Raw genomic sequence first — 17752 nt, forward strand, 5'->3', positions numbered from 1 at the left:
AAGACATTCGTCAGGCCGGCGGTACCCGAAGACAAGCCAAAATCATAGATCGCCATCCGGATCTGGTTGGCATAGGTCTGCATGCCCGGGGCGGCAGCGGTGTCCATCAGCTGCTGCGTGGCCGCGCGCAAAACGTCAATTCGCATGGTCACGTTGAGCGATTTGGCCAAGGTATAGAAATCGTCGGTAGCGCCCTTGGCGGTGTCGTGACAGGCGAAGGCGCAGTACTGATTTCCACCGAAGCTTGCCGCCGACGTCGCGCTTACCATGGTGGCCACGTCGGCCGGCGTCGCCCCGACGCCCATCGACGGCGAGTTGTCCAGCAGCAGGTAAAAGTCGACATACACCGGGACATTGGCGGTAGAGGTCGAACTGCCGGTGACCGTCATCGTGCTCTGGCCGATCAGCCCGAGAAACGTGTTGGGCACATTGGCAGAGAATTTTACGGTCGAGCTAACGGTGCCGTTGGATTTTACCACCGTTGGACAGACTTGTACGGTCGAGATCGCGGTGCAGTTGGGGTTTGCAGGCGTTACCACCGGTGCGGTCACGCCGTTGAGGGTGTAGTTGGGTATGCCCGCGATATAGCCGCTAAAGATTTTGGTCGCATCCCCCACGCCATCGGGGATGGGGCCGTCCACCGTCATCGAACCTGCTTCAGCAAAGGCCGCCGATGTCCTTGCGATTGATCCGACGCTGGCGGCATCGGCGGCGGCCTGCAGCTTCGCGGTGGTCTGGAGAGCTTTGGAGTAGTCGATCGCGCATCCAATCGCTGATATCAAGGGGACGCAGGCGATCGCGAAAATGATTGCGATGTTGCCTTGCTGATCCCTTGAGAAACGGCCGACGATGCGGGACAAGGTGCACATGGTGATGCCTCTACCGGTTGAAATCGCGTAGATTTCTAGCGCCCGCGGCTTAATCAGAACTTATACGGATCGTAGAAGTACGGACCCGGTTCGGTTAAGGTTGATGAACCCCTTCCGAACCGTTCGAGGTTTCGCCGAGACCGGTCCCCAACGCATCAGCGCATGGCTCAAATCAACGTCGCTCGCATCAACGTCGTCCTCGTCGTCGCCTGTGCGCTGGTTGATGCCGACAAGCGCGTGCTGATCGCGCAGCGACCGCAGGGAAAGACGCTCGCCGGCCTATGGGAATTTCCCGGCGGCAAGGTCGAGCCCGGCGAGCGGCCGGAACAGACCCTGATCCGCGAACTGCACGAGGAAATCGGCATCGGGGTCAAGGAAGCCTGCCTTGCGCCGCTGACGTTTGCGAGCCACGCTTACGACGATTTTCATCTCTTGATGCCGCTCTACATTTGCCGGCGCTGGGACGGCGAGGTGATTGCGCGCGAGGCACAGCAGCTGGCCTGGGTCCGCGCCAACAAACTGCGCGACTACCCGATGCCCGCTGCGGACATCCCGCTGATCCCGCATCTGATCGATCTGTTGATGTGAGGGCCCCCGGATGCCGCGAGCCGCGCCGCGTTCGCGGCGTGGTGCGCTGCTGATCCGGGTCTGCGCCGCAGGCTACATCATCATGGGGCGCGGCTCTGCGGAGCGGCGTGAAGCCGCGGCACCGCGTCCGGGATGCGATCAGCCGCGATTCACCGGCCCCTTTACCGCCGCCGCCAGACTGGCCTTCGCCGAACCGGGCTGCAGCGGCTGCTGCTGGCTTTGATGCGGTGCCCAGCCCGACAGCCAGATCACGTCGAAGGTGGCGCGGATACGGCCGTCGGCATCGGCAAAGCGCTCGCCGTAAATCTGCGCCATTCGCGACAGCGTGGCGCGGCGGGTCGGTTTCCGCCGCCGCTCGACCAGGATGTTGGTCGCGCCCATGCGCCTGAGGTCGGCCATCAACGCGAACGCATGGTCGTAGCGCACCACGACGCGATCGACATCGGTGACCGGCAGCGCCAGGCCTGCGCGCTGCAGCAGGCTGCCGACGTCGCGCAGATCGGCAAACGGCGCGACCCGGGGCGAGACTCCGCTTTCGCATTCGGTTTCCGCCGCGGCAAAAGATTGCCTGAGCTCGCTCAGCGTATCGCCGCCGATCATCGCGGCCAGCAATAGCCCGTCGGGTTTCAAGGCGCGGCGGATCTGCGCCAGCACGCCTGGCAGATCGTTGACGAACTGCAAGGCGAGCGCAGACACCGCAAGGTCGAGCGATTGCGGCTGCAGCGGCAGCGTCTCGGTCTTAAGCGCCGTTAGATCGATGGGCTCAAGCTGTTCCACGCGTCCCGCCAGCGCGAGGCGCACCTGATCTGCCGCGGTGCCAATATCGGCCGCGTGCTTGAATTGCCGCAGCACTGCGTCAAGCCGCTCCACCATGTCCTCTGCCACGCGATCGAGAAGGAAGCTCGCTGTCCCAAGGCGCCGCGCACGATCCTGTCGCGTGCGCAGCAAGCCGCGGTCGAACAGGACGGGCGGGGTGGTTGGGTTCGGGGCCATCCGAGGTTGGTACGCCGATCTCCTATGAGCTGGCAATTCGGCGCCCGTGGCGCCGTTTGCGGCCGTTACCGAACTCCCGCCTTCAACCGCAAGGAAGCCAAATAGACTCTAAAAAGATACTTTTCAGTACACCCTTTAACGGCTAGTTTTTGGCATGGCCACAGAAAAAGCCGAAACCGACCGTGTTCCGATTACGTTGGCGCTCTCGACCATCGGCTATCTCGAAAAGCTGGTGAGGCAGGGCACCCACGGCACCAGCGTTCCCGGCGTCGCCAGGACCTTGATCGAGGAAGGCATTCGGCTCGCCATCAAGGACGGGCTGCTTTCGATCCGCGACAATGGCAAGGCGCCATGATGTCAGGGCGCGGGCCGGTCGGGCGACAGCGAGGCCAGGATTAGGCGTGATCACTCTTAAGCTCGGGACCATCAACATGATCGCCAACGAACCCACCTGGACTGACGAACGGGTCGCACTCCTGAAAGCCTGCTTTGCAGCCGGGCTGTCCTGCCGCCAAATTGCCAACGACATCGGGGTAAGCCGCAACGCCGTCATCGGCAAACTTTCCCGCCTCAATCTGACGCGCGGAAAAAAAGCCGGTGATGCACGGCGTCAGGCGCGAAAGGATGCGCCGAAGGGACGCGGCCCGGGACGGCCGCCGAAACTGAGGTACCTCATGCTCCGCGCGTTGCAGGCCGAACCGCTGCCCGCGGCCGACGACGAGCCGATCCACCGCGAACATTGCTGCTCGTTGCTTGAGTTGAGCGAGGCGAGATGCCGCTGGCCGATCAGCACCCCGGGCGCTCCGGATTTTTCTTTCTGCGGCAATCCGCCCGTCGAAGGCCTGCCCTACTGCGCGGGTCACACCCGGCTCGCCTATCGGCCGGGCTTTCGCCAGCGCCTCGTGCGGCAGTGAGCTTGGATCAGGTGCCCTTGAGCGCCACGCCAGCCGGCGGTAGCGTCCTGCGCATGGACATCAGGCCATCTCCATCGCGCGCCATCGCGCGTCATTTGCGCGGCGCGCTGAATATCTGCCGCGGGGCGTGGTCGCATGCCGCAAAACTGGCGCTCGACATCGCGCTGCCGACGCTGTGCGTGGCCTGCCGCGAACCTGTCGATGGCGAAGGCGTCTGCGCCAAATGCTGGGCAAAACTGGCGTTTATCGCGCCGCCGTTTTGCCCGCGGCTCGGCATTCCCTTCGTCTACGATCCCGGGCCTGACATGCTTTCGATGGAAGCGATATCCGATCCGCCAGCCTATGCGCGCGCCCGCGCCGCGGTGCGTTACGACGACGTCGCCAAGACGCTGGTGCATGCGCTGAAATACCAGGACCGCACCGATCTGGCGCCGGCGATGGGGCGCTGGATGGCGCGCGCCGGGCGCGAACTGCTCGATGAGGCCGATATGCTGGTCCCGGTTCCGCTGCACTGGCGGCGCGGCTGGAGCCGCCGCTATAATCAGTCGGGCGCGCTCGCACGCGTGATTGAACGGCAGTCCGGCGTCAAGTTGCAATCCGAAGCGCTGCGGCGGGTGCGCCCGACCCAGCAGCAGATCGGCCTGAACCGATTGCAGCGCGCCAGCAACGTGCAGGGCGCCTTCAAGGTCGCCGCGGACCGGCAATCGCTCATTCAGGGCCGGCGGGTGGTACTCGTCGACGACGTTCTTACCTCCGGCGCCACCGTGGACGCGTGCGCGCGGGCGTTACTCCGAGCCAAGGCGGCTCAAGTCGACGTGTTGGTGTTCGCCCGGGTTGTGGATACCAACAAAGCTCCCATATAATCCGACAACCATACTACCCGAAAGCCGAAGCACGAGATGACTGCCGCCATCGAAATCTACACCCGCCCGGGCTGCGGCTATTGCAGCGCGGCCAAGTCACTCTTGACGCGAAAAAAAGCCGCCTTCACCGAGCACGATGTCGCCACCGATCCGACGCTGCGGCAACAAATGTGGGAGCGCGCCGGCGCCGGTTCGACCTATCCGCAGATTTTCATCGGCAAAACCCATGTCGGCGGCTGCGACGAACTCTACGCGCTCGATCGCGCGGGCAAGCTCGATGCGTTGCTGGCGGGCGAGAAGGCCAATTCATGAGCACGGATCTCAGCTTTACCGCCGCCATGGTGCAGATGCGCACGGGGTTGTTGCCGGAGCCCAGCCTCGAGCAGGGAACAAAGCTGATCCGCGAGGCGGCGGCCCAGGGCGCCGACTATGTGCTCACCCCCGAGGTCAGCAACATGATGCAGCTCAATCGCAAGGCGCTGTTCGAACATCTCGCCGCCGAGGAAGACGATGTTTCGTTGAAGGCCTATCGCGCGCTGGCGAGCGAACTGAAAATTCATCTCCATGTTGGCTCGCTGGCGCTGCGCGCTTCGCCGGAAAGAGCCGTCAACCGCTCCTTCCTGATCGGGCCGGATGGCCTTGTCATCGCAAGCTATGACAAGATCCATATGTTCGACATCGATCTGCCTGACGGCGAAAGCTATCGCGAATCCGCCAATTATCAGCCCGGCGAAACCGCCGTGATATCCGACCTGCCCTGGGGCCGCATCGGCCTGACGATCTGCTATGACGTCCGGTTTCCGGCGCTGTACCGGGCGCTCGCCGAAAGCGGCGCTTCGTTCCTCACCGTGCCTTCCGCTTTCACCCGCAAGACCGGCGAGGCGCATTGGCATACGCTGTTGCGCGCCCGCGCCATCGAGAACGGCTGCTTCGTGTTCGCCGCGGCGCAAGCCGGCACGCACGAGAACAAGCGCGAGACCTTTGGCCATTCGTTGATCGTCGATCCCTGGGGCGTGGTGCTGGCCGAAGGCGGCGTCGAGCCCGGTGTGTTCATGGCGAAGATTGATCCCGCCACCGTCGAGAGCGCGCGCAAGGCGGTGCCCTCACTGCAGCATGGAAGGCGATTCAGTATAGCCGATGCCAAGGCTGGCCCCGAACATTTGCATTTGGTGCGGGGATCGGCATGATCCTTTACTCGCTGCACTGCGCGCGTGGCCATGCCTTCGAAAGCTGGTTTCAAAGCTCTTCCGCCTATGATGCGCAGGTCAAGCGCCAGCTGGTGAGCTGTCCGGCCTGCGGTTCGGTCAGGGTGGAAAAGGCCATCATGGCCCCGCAGATCGTCAGCAAGAGGCGGCGCGATGGCGCGGTCCCGGCGCCTGCTCCGGCGGCGGAAGTCACCGCGCCCGCGTCCACGCCGCTGTTGCTGGCCCAGGAACGGGAGTTGCGCGCCAAACTCCGGGAATTGCGCGAGCACATTGTCAAGAACGCCGACAATGTCGGAGAGCGTTTTCCCAATGAAGCCCGCAAGATGCATTATGGCGATATCGAGCATCGCCCGATCTACGGCGAGGCTTCGCCGGATGAAGCGCGCGCCTTGATCGAGGAAGGCGTCGAGGTGTCGCCGCTGCCGGTGCTGCCGGACGACAGGAATTAGGCTTCGGCCCGCTGCCCCATCTCAGCCGTCCTCATCGGCATCAGGCGCTAAGCCGCGACCAATAGCGCGACCCCGATCACGATCAGCGCGATGCCTGTGAGTTCACGCGCCGCCAGCGGCTGCTTGAAGGAATAGTAGGCGACGCCCTGCGCGAACAAGACCTCGACGAGCGCCAGCGTGCGCACGTTGGCGGCCGCCGTCAGCGCAAACGCCAAGAACCAGAACTGCGAGGCGAACGCGCCCATGAAGCCAGCGAAAACTGAGGGTTGCCACAGCCCGAGAATTTTCCTGAGCACCTCGGGCGCACGCGCCAGCAGATAGATCGACAGCACCAGGGTCTGCAAGAATAGCCCCAACACCAGCGTATAGGACGCCGCGGTCACGAACGACACGCCTGGCACCGTGATGATGGCGCCGCGAAAACCGATCGCCGACAGCGCGAAGGCCGCCGCCGCGACCAAGCCGGTTATCGTCGGCTTCAATTCCGCAAAATTCTTTTCACCGCCAAGCCGCAGCGCGGTGATGACGACGCCTGCTGTCGCAATCAGGATCGCGATCACCTTCGAAACGCTGAGATGATCGCCGAGGAAGACAAAACCGAAGATCGCGGTCTGGATCGCCTCGGTCTTCAGATAGGCCGTCGTCACCACGAACGAGCGCTCGTTCATGGCAAGCAGCATCAGTCCGGTGGCTATGATCTGGCTGAGTGCGCCGAGCAAAAGCCATGGCCAGAACGCCGTCGTCGGCCATGGAACAGGGTCGCCGGTCGCCGCCAGCACGACTGCGAAAAACCCGATCGAGAACGGAAAGCCGAACAGGAAGCGGATATTGGTGGCGCCCCAGGTGCCCAGCGGCCCGGTCAATTGCCGCTGCATTGCGTTACGCGCCACCTGGCCGAGCGCCGCGGTGACGGTAAAGGGAATCCAGAGCGTGTCGATACTGATCATGAGGAGGCTAGAGCTTGGCGGGAGGGCTTACGAATCGTCCCCACCGTCAAGACTGCCGCGCGTGCGGTCAACCGGAACCGCATCATGACAGCATTGCGGAACAACTCATCTATAGCCGCAGCGAGTGCATCCCGCAGGCGCACAGAGGTCAAGAGAGAAGCATTTCTTTTCGGCCACCCATCGCCTGCTCACCGCTCGTTTACCATCCCGCACTAACCTCGATCCGGGCTGAGGCAACCCTCGCCCGTGGGTCGATCGTGTCGGGTGGAGTAGGCGTTGCGTACATGGTTGACCGATTCGCGCATTCGCCGCCGCATGATGCCGGTGGCAGCCTTCGCGCTGGCTCTCGCAGTTCTGGTTGAGCCGCGCATCGCGGCTGCCGAAAGCCTGCTCGATTTTTTCTTTGGCGCCTTCCAGAGGCAGCCGCCAAAAACCCCTCCGCAGTCGAATCCCTTCGCCGATCCCACAGGCCTCAACCAGCCGCCCGGGGCGCCGCCGCGCGCGCTGGCATCGGCGGGCACCGGACCGGCCTTTTGCGTGCGCAACTGCGATGGCCGATATTTCCCGCTGACGGCGCGGGGCGGTGCGACGCCGGCGCAGATGTGCCAGGCCTTTTGCCCGGCGAGCCCGACCAAGGTCTTCTTCGGCGGCTCTATCGATGGCGCGTCGTCGGGCAGCGGCGAACGCTATGCCGACAGCGAAAACGCCTATGCCTATCGCAAGGCGCTGCGCGCGGACTGCACCTGCAACGGCCGCGACCCCGCGGGGCTCGCACCGGTCGACCTGACGCTCGACCCCTCCTTGCGTCCCGGGGACGTGATTGCCACCACCAGCGGGCTGGTGGCCTATTCCGGGGTCAAGGCTGGTACCAGCGACAGCGCCGAATTCACCCCGGTAGCTTCCTATCCAGGCCTGACCACTGAGGTGCGCGCGCGGCTCGGCGAGATCAAGGTGGCGCCGGTAGCTGCGGATACGCTCGCGCGTGACACGCCGCCGCCCGGGGCCGGCCGCGACGCGACATTGCCCGCGACCGCGGTGCCGAAGGCGGCCGCGTCGCGCGACAAGCGGGCGGAAGCGGACCAGAGCCTTTCCGGTCCTGATTGAATCCGGACCAAGGCTGCATTCTTTATTATTGACAAGTTTTTTTCCCCCGAACCGGTATCTGCCCCGGACGAGGTTAGTTCGGGGCGGCTCGAAAAGTTATAAGGCTCACCGTCCGACGATGACGCCGATCACGTTCGGCGCCGTCAGATATTTTTCCTCGATCTGTGCGCGCGCCGCCGCCCGGTTTTCCGACGTCAGCAGGCCGCGTTTTTCGGCCAGGATCATCCAGCAATAGCCCCACCAGTCCGTCAGCATGCCATCGTCGTCGACAAGGTCGTAGCCCTGGCCAGCGGCGAAGATGCGCGCCTTCGCCTCGTCTAGCGAATCGAGAAAGGCGTGATCCTGATCGGAAAACAAATCGTCCGAGAAATCCTCCGTGGCGTAGCCCCAGACCGACCGGCAGACGGCATTGAACTCACGGTCGATCGTGTCGTCGTCAATGGGCTGGCGGCGCGAGGCCTGATGCAGCCGCGACAGCGAGCGGGCGAAGTCGGCGATGCGCGTGAGCGCGAAGGAATCGAAGGCGGTGGTGGACATGTAGTCCTCGAATGCTCGGTTGGACGCTAGATGTTGTGCAGGTGGCGCACCGAATCACTATGATATATCAAAAGGTTGCTAAGTTGTTCTTAATTCGTTCTTGTGACCTTGTTGCCTTTGACGAAATGCAAAGCCGATAAACCCAACGAGGCGCAAAAGACGAAAAGAGGTCCTACCCAATTTGGCATGGCCGGCTCCTTTCGGGTCCGCCGCCATCGGTGGCCTCTTTCGGCCCGGCTCACATCGCCGACAGCAGCTTGCCGCCGCAATAATTGGCGGCAAATTTTCCGCCGCACTGGCGACGGATTGCGGCACAGCGCGCCGCCGGCGAGGCGTTGGCTGGGACGCCATACGCGCAGCTCAGGCCGTCCGCGCTGTGGCCTATCCTGCCGGCGGCGGCTGCGCTGGCGGCGGTGATGCAGAACAGCAGCAGCGCGGCGGCGGCAATCTCGATGGTCCGTCTCATAGCCAAATCCTCTGCAGAATTTACGACATCGGATTTCCCGAAACTCATTCTATCACACAACGGGCGCGTGCGCTGAATGACAAAAAATCGGCCCGGTCCTTGCATAAAAAGCATGCACGCGTGCACAATCGAAGCCAACGAGCGGGTTTCGATCCCGGCTCAAGGCGCGTATCATTGCCAAGAACTCAGTCGAGGGGGATGCCGAAGTTGTCCGATCCATCATTCCCAGTGAATTTTGCAGCGCCCGGCCAGCCCGTTGACGAACTGGCACTGACAGAGATCAAGAGCGCGATCCTCGGCAAACTTCGGCTTGCGATCGGTAAGGATGCCGGCATGGCAACCAAGCACGATTGGTACAAGGCTGCGGCGCTGGCGCTGCGCGACCGCATCGTGCACCGCTGGCTGACCGCCGAAAAGCGCAGCTACGATGCCGGCGCCAAGCGGGTCTATTACCTCAGCCTGGAATTTCTGATCGGCCGCCTGTTCACCGACGCCCTGAACAATATGGGGCTTTTGCCGGTGTTCGAGGTGGCGCTCGGCGATCTCGGCGTCGGTCTTTCGGAGTTGCGCAAATGCGAGCCGGATGCGGCGCTCGGCAATGGCGGTCTTGGCAGGCTGGCCGCCTGCTTCATGGAGAGCATGGCGACGCTTGCCATTCCCGCGATCGGCTATGGCATCCGCTACGATTTCGGCCTGTTCCGCCAGATTATTGCGCAGGGTTGGCAGCAGGAATATCCCGACGAGTGGCTGAGCTTCGGCAACCCCTGGGAATTCCAGCGGCCCGAAGTGGTCTACCACGTGCATTTCGGCGGCGGCGTCGAACACCGCGAAGCCCGGGGCCGCGACATCGCGATCTGGCATCCCGGGGAAACCGTCCAGGCTGTCGCCTACGACACCCCGATCGTCGGCTGGCGGGGCCAGCACGTCAACGCGCTCAGGCTGTGGTCGGCGCGCTCGCCCGACCCGCTCCGGCTCGACGTCTTCAACACCGGCGACTATCTCGGCGCCAGCGCCGAGGAGGCGCGCGCGGAGTCGATCTGCAAGTTCCTCTATCCGAATGACGAGAGCCCGGCGGGCCGCGAATTGCGGCTGCGCCAGGAATATTTCTTCGTCTCCGCCTCGTTGCAGGACCTGGTCAAACGCCACCTTGCCGCCGACGGGCAGCTGCGCGGCCTAGCCTCGAAGGCCGCGGTGCAGCTCAACGACACCCATCCGAGCCTCGCCGTCACCGAACTGATGCGCATCCTTGTCGATCTGCACAACATCCGCTGGGATGACGCGTGGAAGATCACGGTGGATACGCTGTCCTACACCAACCACACGCTATTGCCGGAAGCGCTCGAGACCTGGCCGGTCGAACTGTTCGAGCGCCTGCTGCCGCGCCATCTCGAGATCATCTACCGCATCAATGTCGCGCATCTGGCGCTGGCGGAGGTACGCGCTCCCGGCGACATCGATTTTCGCGCCTCGGTCTCCCTGATCGACGAAAGGTCCGGCCGCAGGGTACGGATGGGGCAACTGGCTTTCATCGGATCGCACCGCATCAACGGCGTCTCGGCGATGCATTCGGACCTGATGAAGGAGACCGTGTTTCACGATCTCAATCATCTTTATCCCGGCCGTATCACCAACAAGACCAACGGCATCACCTTCCGCCGCTGGCTGATGCTGGCCAATCCGAAACTGACCGATCTGTTGCGCGAGGCCTGCGGCGAAGCCGTGCTCGACGATCCGACCCAGCTTGAGCATCTCGAAGCCCATGCCAGCGACAACGCGTTCCAGGACCGGTTCCGCGCCGTCAAGCACCACAACAAGATCGCGCTGGCGCGGCTGATCGGCGAGCGCCTCAACATCAAGGTCGATGCGGCGGCGCTGTTCGACGTCCAGATCAAGCGTATCCACGAATACAAGCGGCAGCTGCTCAACATCCTCGAAGCCGTCGCGCTCTATCACGCGATCAAGGACGAGCCGACGCGAGACTGGGTGCCGCGGGTAAAAATCTTCGCCGGCAAGGCGGCGGCGAGCTACCGCTATGCCAAGCTGATCATCAAGCTGATCAACGACGTCGCCGACATCGTCAACAACGATCCGGCGATCGGCGGACGGCTGAAGATCGCGTTTTTGCCCGACTACAATGTCAGCCTGGCGGAAGTGATCATACCCGCCGCGGACCTCTCCGAGCAGATCTCGACCGCCGGCATGGAAGCCTCCGGCACCGGCAACATGAAGCTCGCGCTGAACGGCGCGCTGACCATCGGCACGCTCGACGGCGCCAATATCGAAATCCGCGATCATGTCGGGGCGGAAAACATCGCGATCTTCGGCATGGAGGCGATGGACGTGGTGGTGCGGCGCAAGCAGGGGCTGGATGCGAGCGACGTGATCCGGCGTTCGCCAAAACTGTCGCGCGCCATCAACGCGATCGGCGGCGGCGAGTTTTCGCCCGGCGACCCCAGCCGGTTCGAATCGGTCGCGCACGCGCTGCGCCACCTCGATCACTACATGGTCAGCGCCGATTTCGATTCCTATTACGAGGCCCAGCGCGGCATCGACGCGCGCTGGCAGGTGGTGCCGGCATGGACCCGGGCTTCGATCCTCAACGTCGCGCGGATGGCGTGGTTTTCCTCCGACCGCACCATCCGCGAATATGCCCAGGAGATCTGGAACGTGCCGGTGCGCGCGAACGCGCCGCAGGCCTTGCCGGCGCCGGGCGTCCAGCGCGGAGCGACGCGCTGAACATTAGCTCCTGAAAGGGCGGCTTGCCCGCCGCCCTTTTGCTTCAACAATCTCACTATTCCAGTGCTAATCTCACTCCGCCGCGAGTTTCACTTCCGGCGCGGCGGCGCGGACCTCGGCATCGACGCCAGCTTCGAACTTGGCAAAATTCTTTTGGAACATGACAACCAGCGCGCGCGCGGTCTTGTCGAATTCGGCCTTGTCGGCCCAGGTCTTGACCGGATCGAGAATATGCGGCTCGACGCCGGGCAGCGAGGTCGGCACCGCGAAGCCGAAATATCTGTCGGTGCGGAAATCGGCATGGCGCAGCGATCCGTTCAGCGCCGCGGATAACAGCGTCCGCGTCACCTTGATCGGCATGCGGCGGCCGGTGCCGTATTTGCCGCCGGTCCAGCCGGTGTTGACCAGCCAGCAATCGACATCGTGTTTGGCGATCAGATCGCGCAGCAGATTACCGTAGACTGAGGGATCGCGCGGCAGGAACGGCGAGCCGAAACAGGTCGAGAATTCGGGCTGCGGCTCGGAGCCCAAGCCGCGCTCGGTGCCCGCGACCTTGGCGGTGTAGCCGGACAGGAAGTGGTACATCGCCTGCGCCGGCGTCAATTTTGCAATGGGCGGCATCACGCCGAAGGCGTCGGCGGCCAGCATCACCAAATTCTTCGGATGCGGCGCGCGGCCGCTGCGCGAGGCGTTGGGGATGAATGCCAGCGGATAGGCGGAGCGGGTGTTTTCGGTTTTCGCGCCGTCGTCGAAATCGGGCTCGCGGGTAAAGGGATCGAGCGCCACATTTTCCAGCACCGCGCCAAAGCGCTTGCTGGCGGCATAAATCTCGGGCTCCGCCTCTTTCGACAGCTTGATGCATTTGGCGTAGCAGCCGCCTTCGAAATTGAACACGCCATCGGCGCCCCAGCCGTGCTCGTCGTCGCCGATCAGCGTGCGTTTCGGATCAGCCGACAGCGTGGTCTTGCCAGTGCCGGACAGGCCGAAGAAGATCGCGGTGTCGCCGTCGGGGCCGACATTGGCCGAGCAATGCATCGGCATCACGCCCTTCTCGGGCAGATAATAGTTCAGCATGGTGAACACCGACTTCTTCATCTCGCCGGCATAATAAGACCCGCCGATAAGGACGATCTTGCGGGCGAAATCGATCGCGACCACGTTCTCCGAGCGCACACCGTGGCGTTTGGGATCGGCCCTGAAGCTCGGCAGATCGATGATGGTCAGTTCGGGCACGAAGCCTACCAGCTCCGATGTCTCCGGGCGGATCAGCAAGGTGCGGATGAACAGCGAATGCCAGGCCAGTTCGGTGTAGACGCGGGTCTTGATCCGTAACGCCGGATCGGCACCGCCATAGAGATCCTGCGCGAACAGCGTCATGCCTTCGCTGTGCTTGAGGAAGTCGGCATAGAGCGCCTCGAATTGCGCCGAGGTGATCGACTGGTTGCCGGCCCACCACATGTTCTTGTCGGTTAAGGCGTCGCGAACGGTAAATTTGTCGTTGGGACTGCGGCCTGTGAACACGCCGGTGTCAGCGCACAAGGCGCCGTCGGCGGACAACACGGCTTCGCCGGTAGCCAGGGAGTGCTCGTAGAGCTGCGGCGCGCCAAAATTCCATTTCAAGCCCTTGAGATTTTTGAAGCCGAATTTGTCGGCACCGAAGGCACCGTTATGCACGCCCATCTCTTGCACAGAAAGATCCTCCTCGAACCCGCGTTGCTCCAGCGCGAATGCCACTGGAAGCGCCTTCGTCGCGGTGACCGTAAACTTCGATATAGCCTTGCGGCTTCGGTCCGGCGACCTATTACTGACGAACGCCGGGCTTGCCAAGCAGATCCCGCGTTACTTGGTTTATTCCAAGGCGGTCAATACCGCTCAAAGGCTTACCGCAATGCGGAATCAGCGCTCGGCGATCGGTCCATGACCGGCCCGTGCCTCGTTTGCCAGCCTGACCAGCATCTTCCTTAACTCTCCCGGCCCGGTCACCCGCTCCGGAAATTCCAGCCGCAGCGTGGTCGGGCCGGCCTGCAGGTCGAGCCCGTCGGGATCGCAACCGGTGCAGCGCCAGTCGGCGGCACCGGCGCCGAGCAGCCCGGTGGCGTAAAGGTTAATGGCGTCGCGATGATCGGTATTCATGTGCTCGATCGCACTCGGCTCGGCCTCAAGCAGCGCGGCGGCATCGGAAATGTCGGTCAGAAACTGCTCCGGCTTGAGGTCCACGATGCGCCCGAAACCGGCCACCAGGTGCATGGTCGTTGGCCGGATCCTGAAAAAGGAAAAATCCCTGAAATCGACGAAGGCTTGCGCGGACGGATGGGCGCTGAGGTAGCGCAGGCGCAACATCGTGGTTTGATCGAGGGCCACCTCCTCGGCGTGGCCCGACAACATGATCCGCGCCCCCTCCAGCGGATCTCCCCCCGCCCGTTCGTCCAGCATCAACGAGACCCTGGCATCCCCGAGGATGTTCCGCGTGTGCAGCGCCAGCCGCGAAATCAAAAGAATCGGCGTGCCGTCGGCATCGCTGGCCACGTTAACCAGTGAACAATAGGGGTCGCCGCTGCCGGCCATCAGGGTCGCCAAGGCCCCCTGTCGGCTGCGGCGCAGCAGGGACCGGGCTACCTTGCCGGCGTCGAAATCCTGGGTTAACTGCATCGTTAATTTCCGTATATCTCATTGCAAAAACGGCCTTTTCCTGGCCAAATGAGAGTCTATATAGGCTTGAAGCATGGTCTCGCTCGGGCCTTTTGCGGAACTCGGTCACACTTCAGCCCAGCTTGCATTGCTCGTTGAACTGGTCCGAACCCATCTATCCGCTGCATAGCTGGATCGCTCGCCGTGTAAGCCACTCCGTTCCGAAAGCAGGCTCATGCCCACCATCGCCCTGGTCGACGACGACCGCAATATTCTTACCTCCGTCTCGATCGCGCTCGAAGCCGAGGGCTATCGCATCATGACATACACCGACGGTGCATCTGCGCTAGACGGTTTCCGCACCAGCCCTCCGGATCTTGCGATCCTCGACATCAAGATGCCGCGCATGGACGGCATGGAGACGCTGCGGCGGCTGCGGCAGAAGTCCGATCTGCCGGTGATCTTTCTCACCTCCAAGGATGAGGAAATCGACGAGTTATTCGGCCTCAAAATGGGCGCCGACGACTTCATCCGCAAGCCCTTTTCGCAGCGCCTGCTGGTGGAACGCGTGAAAGCGGTGCTGCGCCGCGCGGCTCCAAAGGATCCCACCGCCGTGCCCAAGGAAACCGATGCCAAGGCGCTCGACCGCGGTCTGCTGCGCATGGACCCGGAGCGACACACCTGCACCTGGAAGAACGAGCCGGTGACGCTGACGGTGACGGAATTTCTGATCCTGCAGGCGCTGGCCACACGGCCAGGCGTCGTCAAAAGCCGCAACGCCCTGATGGACGCAGCCTATGACGATCAGGTCTATGTCGACGATCGCACCATCGACAGTCACATCAAGCGGCTGCGCAAGAAGTTCAAGGTGGTGGACGACGATTTCGAGATGATCGAAACCCTGTACGGCGTCGGCTACCGTTTCAAGGAAACCTGATCTGCGGGGGCTGATGCGGAGTTTGTTAACTGACGCCGCGACGCGGCTGGGGTAGTATTGAGACCGCGACGCGCTTCTTCAAGACGCACTCGTAAACAACCGGCAGTCTGGCCATTGCTTGATCGAACGCAACCTGCTGCAAGCCTGAACGCCGAGGACGCCTCACCGTCGCTCGCTCTCGACACCGCGGCCGTCGAAAATCCGCGCGCGCGAGGCTGGCAGCGGCCGCTCGGCTGGCTGCGCCGCGCCGGGCAGTTCTTTTTCGCGCTCAGCTTCTCCAGCCTGACCCGCCGCATCGTTTCCTTGAATCTGGCGGGCCTGGTGGCGCTGGTGGCGAGCATCCTTTACCTCTCGCAATTCCGCGCCGGCCTGATCGACGCGCGGGCGCAGAGCCTCCTGGTGCAGGCCGAAATCATTGCCGGCGCGATTGCGGCGTCCGCTACCGTCGAGACCAACACCATCACCATCGATCCGGACCGGCTGCAGGATCTCAAGCCCGGCGAAACCTACGGCGCCCCGGACGAATATGCCGGACTGGATTTCCCGATCAACCCGGAACGCGTCGCGCCGGTCTTGCGCCAGCTGATTTCGCCGACCAAGACCCGGGCCCGGATTTACGACCGCGATGGCGACCTCATTCTCGACAGCCGCAATCTCTACGGCCGCGGCGATGTGCTGCGCTTCGAACTGCCGCCGCCGGCGGTGGAGAAGCCGGGCATTGCCGAGCGCACCATGATCGCGGTCCGCACCTGGCTCAATCGCGGCGACCTTCCGCTCTATCGCGAACTCGGGCCGGAGAACGGCAACGGCTATCAGGAGGTCGCGCAATCGCTGAAGGGCCAGAAGAGCAGCGTGGTGCGGGTCAACGACCGCGGCGAGGTGATCGTCTCGGTGGCGGTGCCGGTGCAGCATTTTCGCACGATCCACGGCGCGCTGATGCTCTCGACCCAGGGCGATGACATCGATCAGATGGTGACCGCCGAGCGGCTGGCCATTCTGAAGGTCGGCGGCGTCGCTTCGGCGGTCATGATCATGCTGTCGTTGCTGCTGGCGAGCACCATCGCAGGCCCGGTGCGCCGGCTCGCCGACAGTGCCGAGCGGGTCCGCCACCGCATCCGGACCCGCATCGAGATCCCTGATTTCACCCGCCGTCGCGACGAGATCGGACATCTCTCCGGCGCGCTGCGCGACATGACGGATGCGCTTTATAATCGCATCGAAGCGATCGAGATGTTCGCCGCCGACGTCTCCCATGAATTGAAGAACCCGCTGACGTCGCTGCGTTCCGCGGTCGAAACGCTACCCTTGGCGCGAAGCGAGAGCAGCCGCGCGCGGCTGCTGGCGGTGATCGAGCACGATGTCAAACGGCTCGATCGGCTGATTTCCGATATTTCCGATGCCAGCCGGCTCGATGCCGAACTGCAGCGGCAGGATGCGACGCCGGTCGATGTTCGCCGCCTCCTCACGACCCTGACATCGGTCGCCAACGAAACCCGGCTCGGCCATGACGTCGCCGTCGAAGCCCGCTTCGAAGGCCGCGGCGCGACCGACACCTTCTCGGTACCGGGTCATGATTCGCGGCTCGGACAGGTGATCTCCAACCTCCTGGTCAACGCCCAATCCTTTTCCAATCCCGGCGGCAAGGTGCGTATCGTCTGCCGCCGCGTGCGGTCGGAAATCGAAATCCTGATCGATGATGATGGGCCGGGAATTCGTGAGGACGCGCTGGAGAAAATCTTCGAGCGCTTCTACACCGACCGTCCGCATCAGGGCTTCGGACAGAATTCGGGATTGGGGCTGTCGATCTCCAAACAGATCATCGAAGCCCATGGCGGACGCATCTGGGCGGAGAATCGCACCGGTCCGATCGGAGACGATGGCGAACCGACGGTCGCCGGGGCGCGCTTTGTGGTCAGGCTGCCGGCGCCATGACCTCCCGCGCAGGCGCCAGCGTCCACGCTTCCGCGGTTAAGGTGGGAAATCGTGCCGTATTGATCCGCGGGCCTTCGGGTGTCGGCAAATCGCGGTTGGCGTTCGAACTCATCCTTGCCGGGCGGTCGGGGCAAATTCCGCACGCCGTGCTGGTCGGCGATGACCGCGTCTTGCTTCAGGTGTACGAGGGGCAGCTGGTGGTGCGCCCGGCGCGCGAATTGGCCGGCCTGATCGAAATTCGCGGGCTCGGTATTCGCCGCTGCGACTTCGCCGAGGAAGCCGTCGTCGGCATGGTCGTCGATCTCTCCGCTCCGGACGCGGAGCGGTTGCCGCCGCCGGAAGCACTCCTGACCGCCGCTTACGGTGTTTTGATACCGCGCATTCCCGTGGGTCCGGGAATGCATCCACTCCCATTAGTTGTTGCCGCGCTTACGACAACCGATGGTGTAGTTTGCCCGCGTTCTTCCGCCGATTGTTTGAAGGGAATTGGTAACCATATGAGCCGCACTATCGCGACCGAATAGACCGGCGCAGGCTCTCCTCTCTAGATCTAATTTCCGGGAGAAACGCGACGATCCCCTCTT

Annotated in this window: 19 protein-coding genes; 12 read left to right on the top strand and 7 right to left on the bottom strand. The window is 63.3% G+C overall.

Annotated elements, in window-relative coordinates; all coding sequences use genetic code 11:
• Positions 1–869, bottom strand: an 869-nt coding sequence (locus ABSG20_RS00500; RefSeq protein WP_423862511.1) for a TadE/TadG family type IV pilus assembly protein, incomplete at its 3' end; no start/stop codon positions are given.
• Between the two features lie 162 nt (positions 870–1031).
• Between ABSG20_RS00500 and ABSG20_RS00505 the strand changes: the two genes are divergently transcribed.
• Positions 1032–1457: a (deoxy)nucleoside triphosphate pyrophosphohydrolase gene (locus ABSG20_RS00505; protein WP_423862512.1), complete on the top strand. Its 426-nt coding sequence runs from the start codon at positions 1032–1034 to the stop codon at positions 1455–1457.
• A 138-nt stretch (positions 1458–1595) separates the two neighbouring features.
• Here ABSG20_RS00505 and ABSG20_RS00510 read toward each other — a convergent pair whose 3' ends face one another.
• Positions 1596–2450 (bottom strand): methyltransferase domain-containing protein, encoded by an 855-nt coding sequence (locus ABSG20_RS00510; RefSeq protein ID WP_423862513.1) that lies wholly within the window; start codon positions 2448–2450, stop codon positions 1596–1598.
• Between the two features lie 154 nt (positions 2451–2604).
• On the opposite strand from ABSG20_RS00510, the gene ABSG20_RS00515 reads away from it, so the two are divergent.
• The 6 genes from ABSG20_RS00515 to ABSG20_RS00540 all read left to right on the top strand — a co-directional run bounded on the left by ABSG20_RS00515 (position 2605) and on the right by ABSG20_RS00540 (position 5881).
• A complete protein-coding gene (locus ABSG20_RS00515; RefSeq protein WP_079539850.1) occupies positions 2605–2805 on the top strand; it encodes a hypothetical protein in 201 nt (66 codons plus the stop codon).
• A 76-nt stretch (positions 2806–2881) separates the two neighbouring features.
• Entirely contained in the window at positions 2882–3364 is a 483-nt protein-coding gene (locus ABSG20_RS00520) for a GcrA family cell cycle regulator (RefSeq protein ID WP_423862548.1), read from the top strand.
• A gap of 53 nt (positions 3365–3417) precedes the next feature.
• A complete protein-coding gene (locus tag ABSG20_RS00525) occupies positions 3418–4227 on the top strand; it encodes a ComF family protein (protein WP_423862549.1) in 810 nt (269 codons plus the stop codon).
• Between the two features lie 36 nt (positions 4228–4263).
• Positions 4264–4539 (top strand): glutaredoxin 3, encoded by a 276-nt coding sequence (gene grxC / locus ABSG20_RS00530; RefSeq protein WP_423862514.1) that lies wholly within the window; start codon positions 4264–4266, stop codon positions 4537–4539.
• Positions 4536–5414: a carbon-nitrogen hydrolase family protein gene (locus tag ABSG20_RS00535; RefSeq protein WP_423862515.1), complete on the top strand. Its 879-nt coding sequence runs from the start codon at positions 4536–4538 to the stop codon at positions 5412–5414. The genes grxC and ABSG20_RS00535 overlap by 4 nt, the downstream gene beginning before the upstream one ends.
• A complete protein-coding gene (locus tag ABSG20_RS00540; protein ID WP_423862516.1) occupies positions 5411–5881 on the top strand; it encodes a DUF1178 family protein in 471 nt (156 codons plus the stop codon). The genes ABSG20_RS00535 and ABSG20_RS00540 overlap by 4 nt, the downstream gene beginning before the upstream one ends.
• Before the next feature lie 47 nt (positions 5882–5928).
• Here the strand turns inward: ABSG20_RS00540 and ABSG20_RS00545 are convergent, their stop codons facing one another.
• Positions 5929–6828, bottom strand: coding sequence for an EamA family transporter (locus ABSG20_RS00545; RefSeq protein WP_423862517.1), 900 nt, complete (start codon positions 6826–6828; stop codon positions 5929–5931).
• 276 nt (positions 6829–7104) lie between these two features.
• Here ABSG20_RS00545 and ABSG20_RS00550 point away from each other — a divergent pair, with 276 nt between their 5' ends.
• Positions 7105–7932 carry a DUF2865 domain-containing protein gene (locus ABSG20_RS00550; protein ID WP_423862518.1) on the top strand — a complete coding sequence of 276 codons (828 nt, stop codon included), beginning with the start codon at positions 7105–7107 and terminating at the stop codon, positions 7930–7932.
• A 105-nt stretch (positions 7933–8037) separates the two neighbouring features.
• Here ABSG20_RS00550 and ABSG20_RS00555 read toward each other — a convergent pair whose 3' ends face one another.
• On the bottom strand, positions 8038–8469 hold the full coding sequence (locus tag ABSG20_RS00555) for a hypothetical protein (protein WP_423862519.1): 432 nt from the start codon (positions 8467–8469) through the stop codon (positions 8038–8040).
• Between the two features lie 238 nt (positions 8470–8707).
• The gene (locus tag ABSG20_RS00560) at positions 8708–8935 is read right to left on the bottom strand and encodes a hypothetical protein (RefSeq protein WP_423862520.1); all 228 of its coding nucleotides are present in this window, start codon (positions 8933–8935) and stop codon (positions 8708–8710) included.
• Positions 8936–9133: 198 nt separating this feature from the next.
• Between ABSG20_RS00560 and ABSG20_RS00565 the strand changes: the two genes are divergently transcribed.
• A complete protein-coding gene (locus tag ABSG20_RS00565; RefSeq protein WP_423862521.1) occupies positions 9134–11671 on the top strand; it encodes a glycogen/starch/alpha-glucan phosphorylase in 2538 nt (845 codons plus the stop codon).
• A gap of 72 nt (positions 11672–11743) precedes the next feature.
• Here the strand turns inward: ABSG20_RS00565 and ABSG20_RS00570 are convergent, their stop codons facing one another.
• Together ABSG20_RS00570 and ABSG20_RS00575 are read right to left on the bottom strand one after the other, a co-directional pair.
• Positions 11744–13360, bottom strand: coding sequence for a phosphoenolpyruvate carboxykinase (locus ABSG20_RS00570; protein ID WP_423862550.1), 1617 nt, complete (start codon positions 13358–13360; stop codon positions 11744–11746).
• A gap of 207 nt (positions 13361–13567) precedes the next feature.
• Positions 13568–14320, bottom strand: coding sequence for a HugZ family pyridoxamine 5'-phosphate oxidase (locus ABSG20_RS00575; RefSeq protein ID WP_423862522.1), 753 nt, complete (start codon positions 14318–14320; stop codon positions 13568–13570).
• Positions 14321–14534: 214 nt separating this feature from the next.
• Between ABSG20_RS00575 and ABSG20_RS00580 the strand changes: the two genes are divergently transcribed.
• The 3 genes from ABSG20_RS00580 to ABSG20_RS00590 all read left to right on the top strand — a co-directional run bounded on the left by ABSG20_RS00580 (position 14535) and on the right by ABSG20_RS00590 (position 17692).
• Positions 14535–15236, top strand: a complete 702-nt coding sequence (locus ABSG20_RS00580) for a response regulator transcription factor (protein ID WP_029587720.1) — start codon at positions 14535–14537, stop codon at positions 15234–15236.
• A gap of 114 nt (positions 15237–15350) precedes the next feature.
• Positions 15351–17168 carry a stimulus-sensing domain-containing protein gene (locus ABSG20_RS00585; RefSeq protein WP_423862523.1) on the top strand — a complete coding sequence of 606 codons (1818 nt, stop codon included), beginning with the start codon at positions 15351–15353 and terminating at the stop codon, positions 17166–17168.
• Complete coding sequence (locus ABSG20_RS00590) at positions 17165–17692, top strand: HPr kinase/phosphorylase (protein ID WP_423862524.1); 528 nt, start codon at positions 17165–17167, stop codon at positions 17690–17692. The genes ABSG20_RS00585 and ABSG20_RS00590 overlap by 4 nt, the downstream gene beginning before the upstream one ends.
• Positions 17693–17752: the final 60 nt, after the last annotated feature.

The sequence above is a fragment of the Bradyrhizobium sp. genome, from assembly GCF_049512235.1.
Lineage (GTDB): Bacteria > Pseudomonadota > Alphaproteobacteria > Rhizobiales > Xanthobacteraceae > Bradyrhizobium.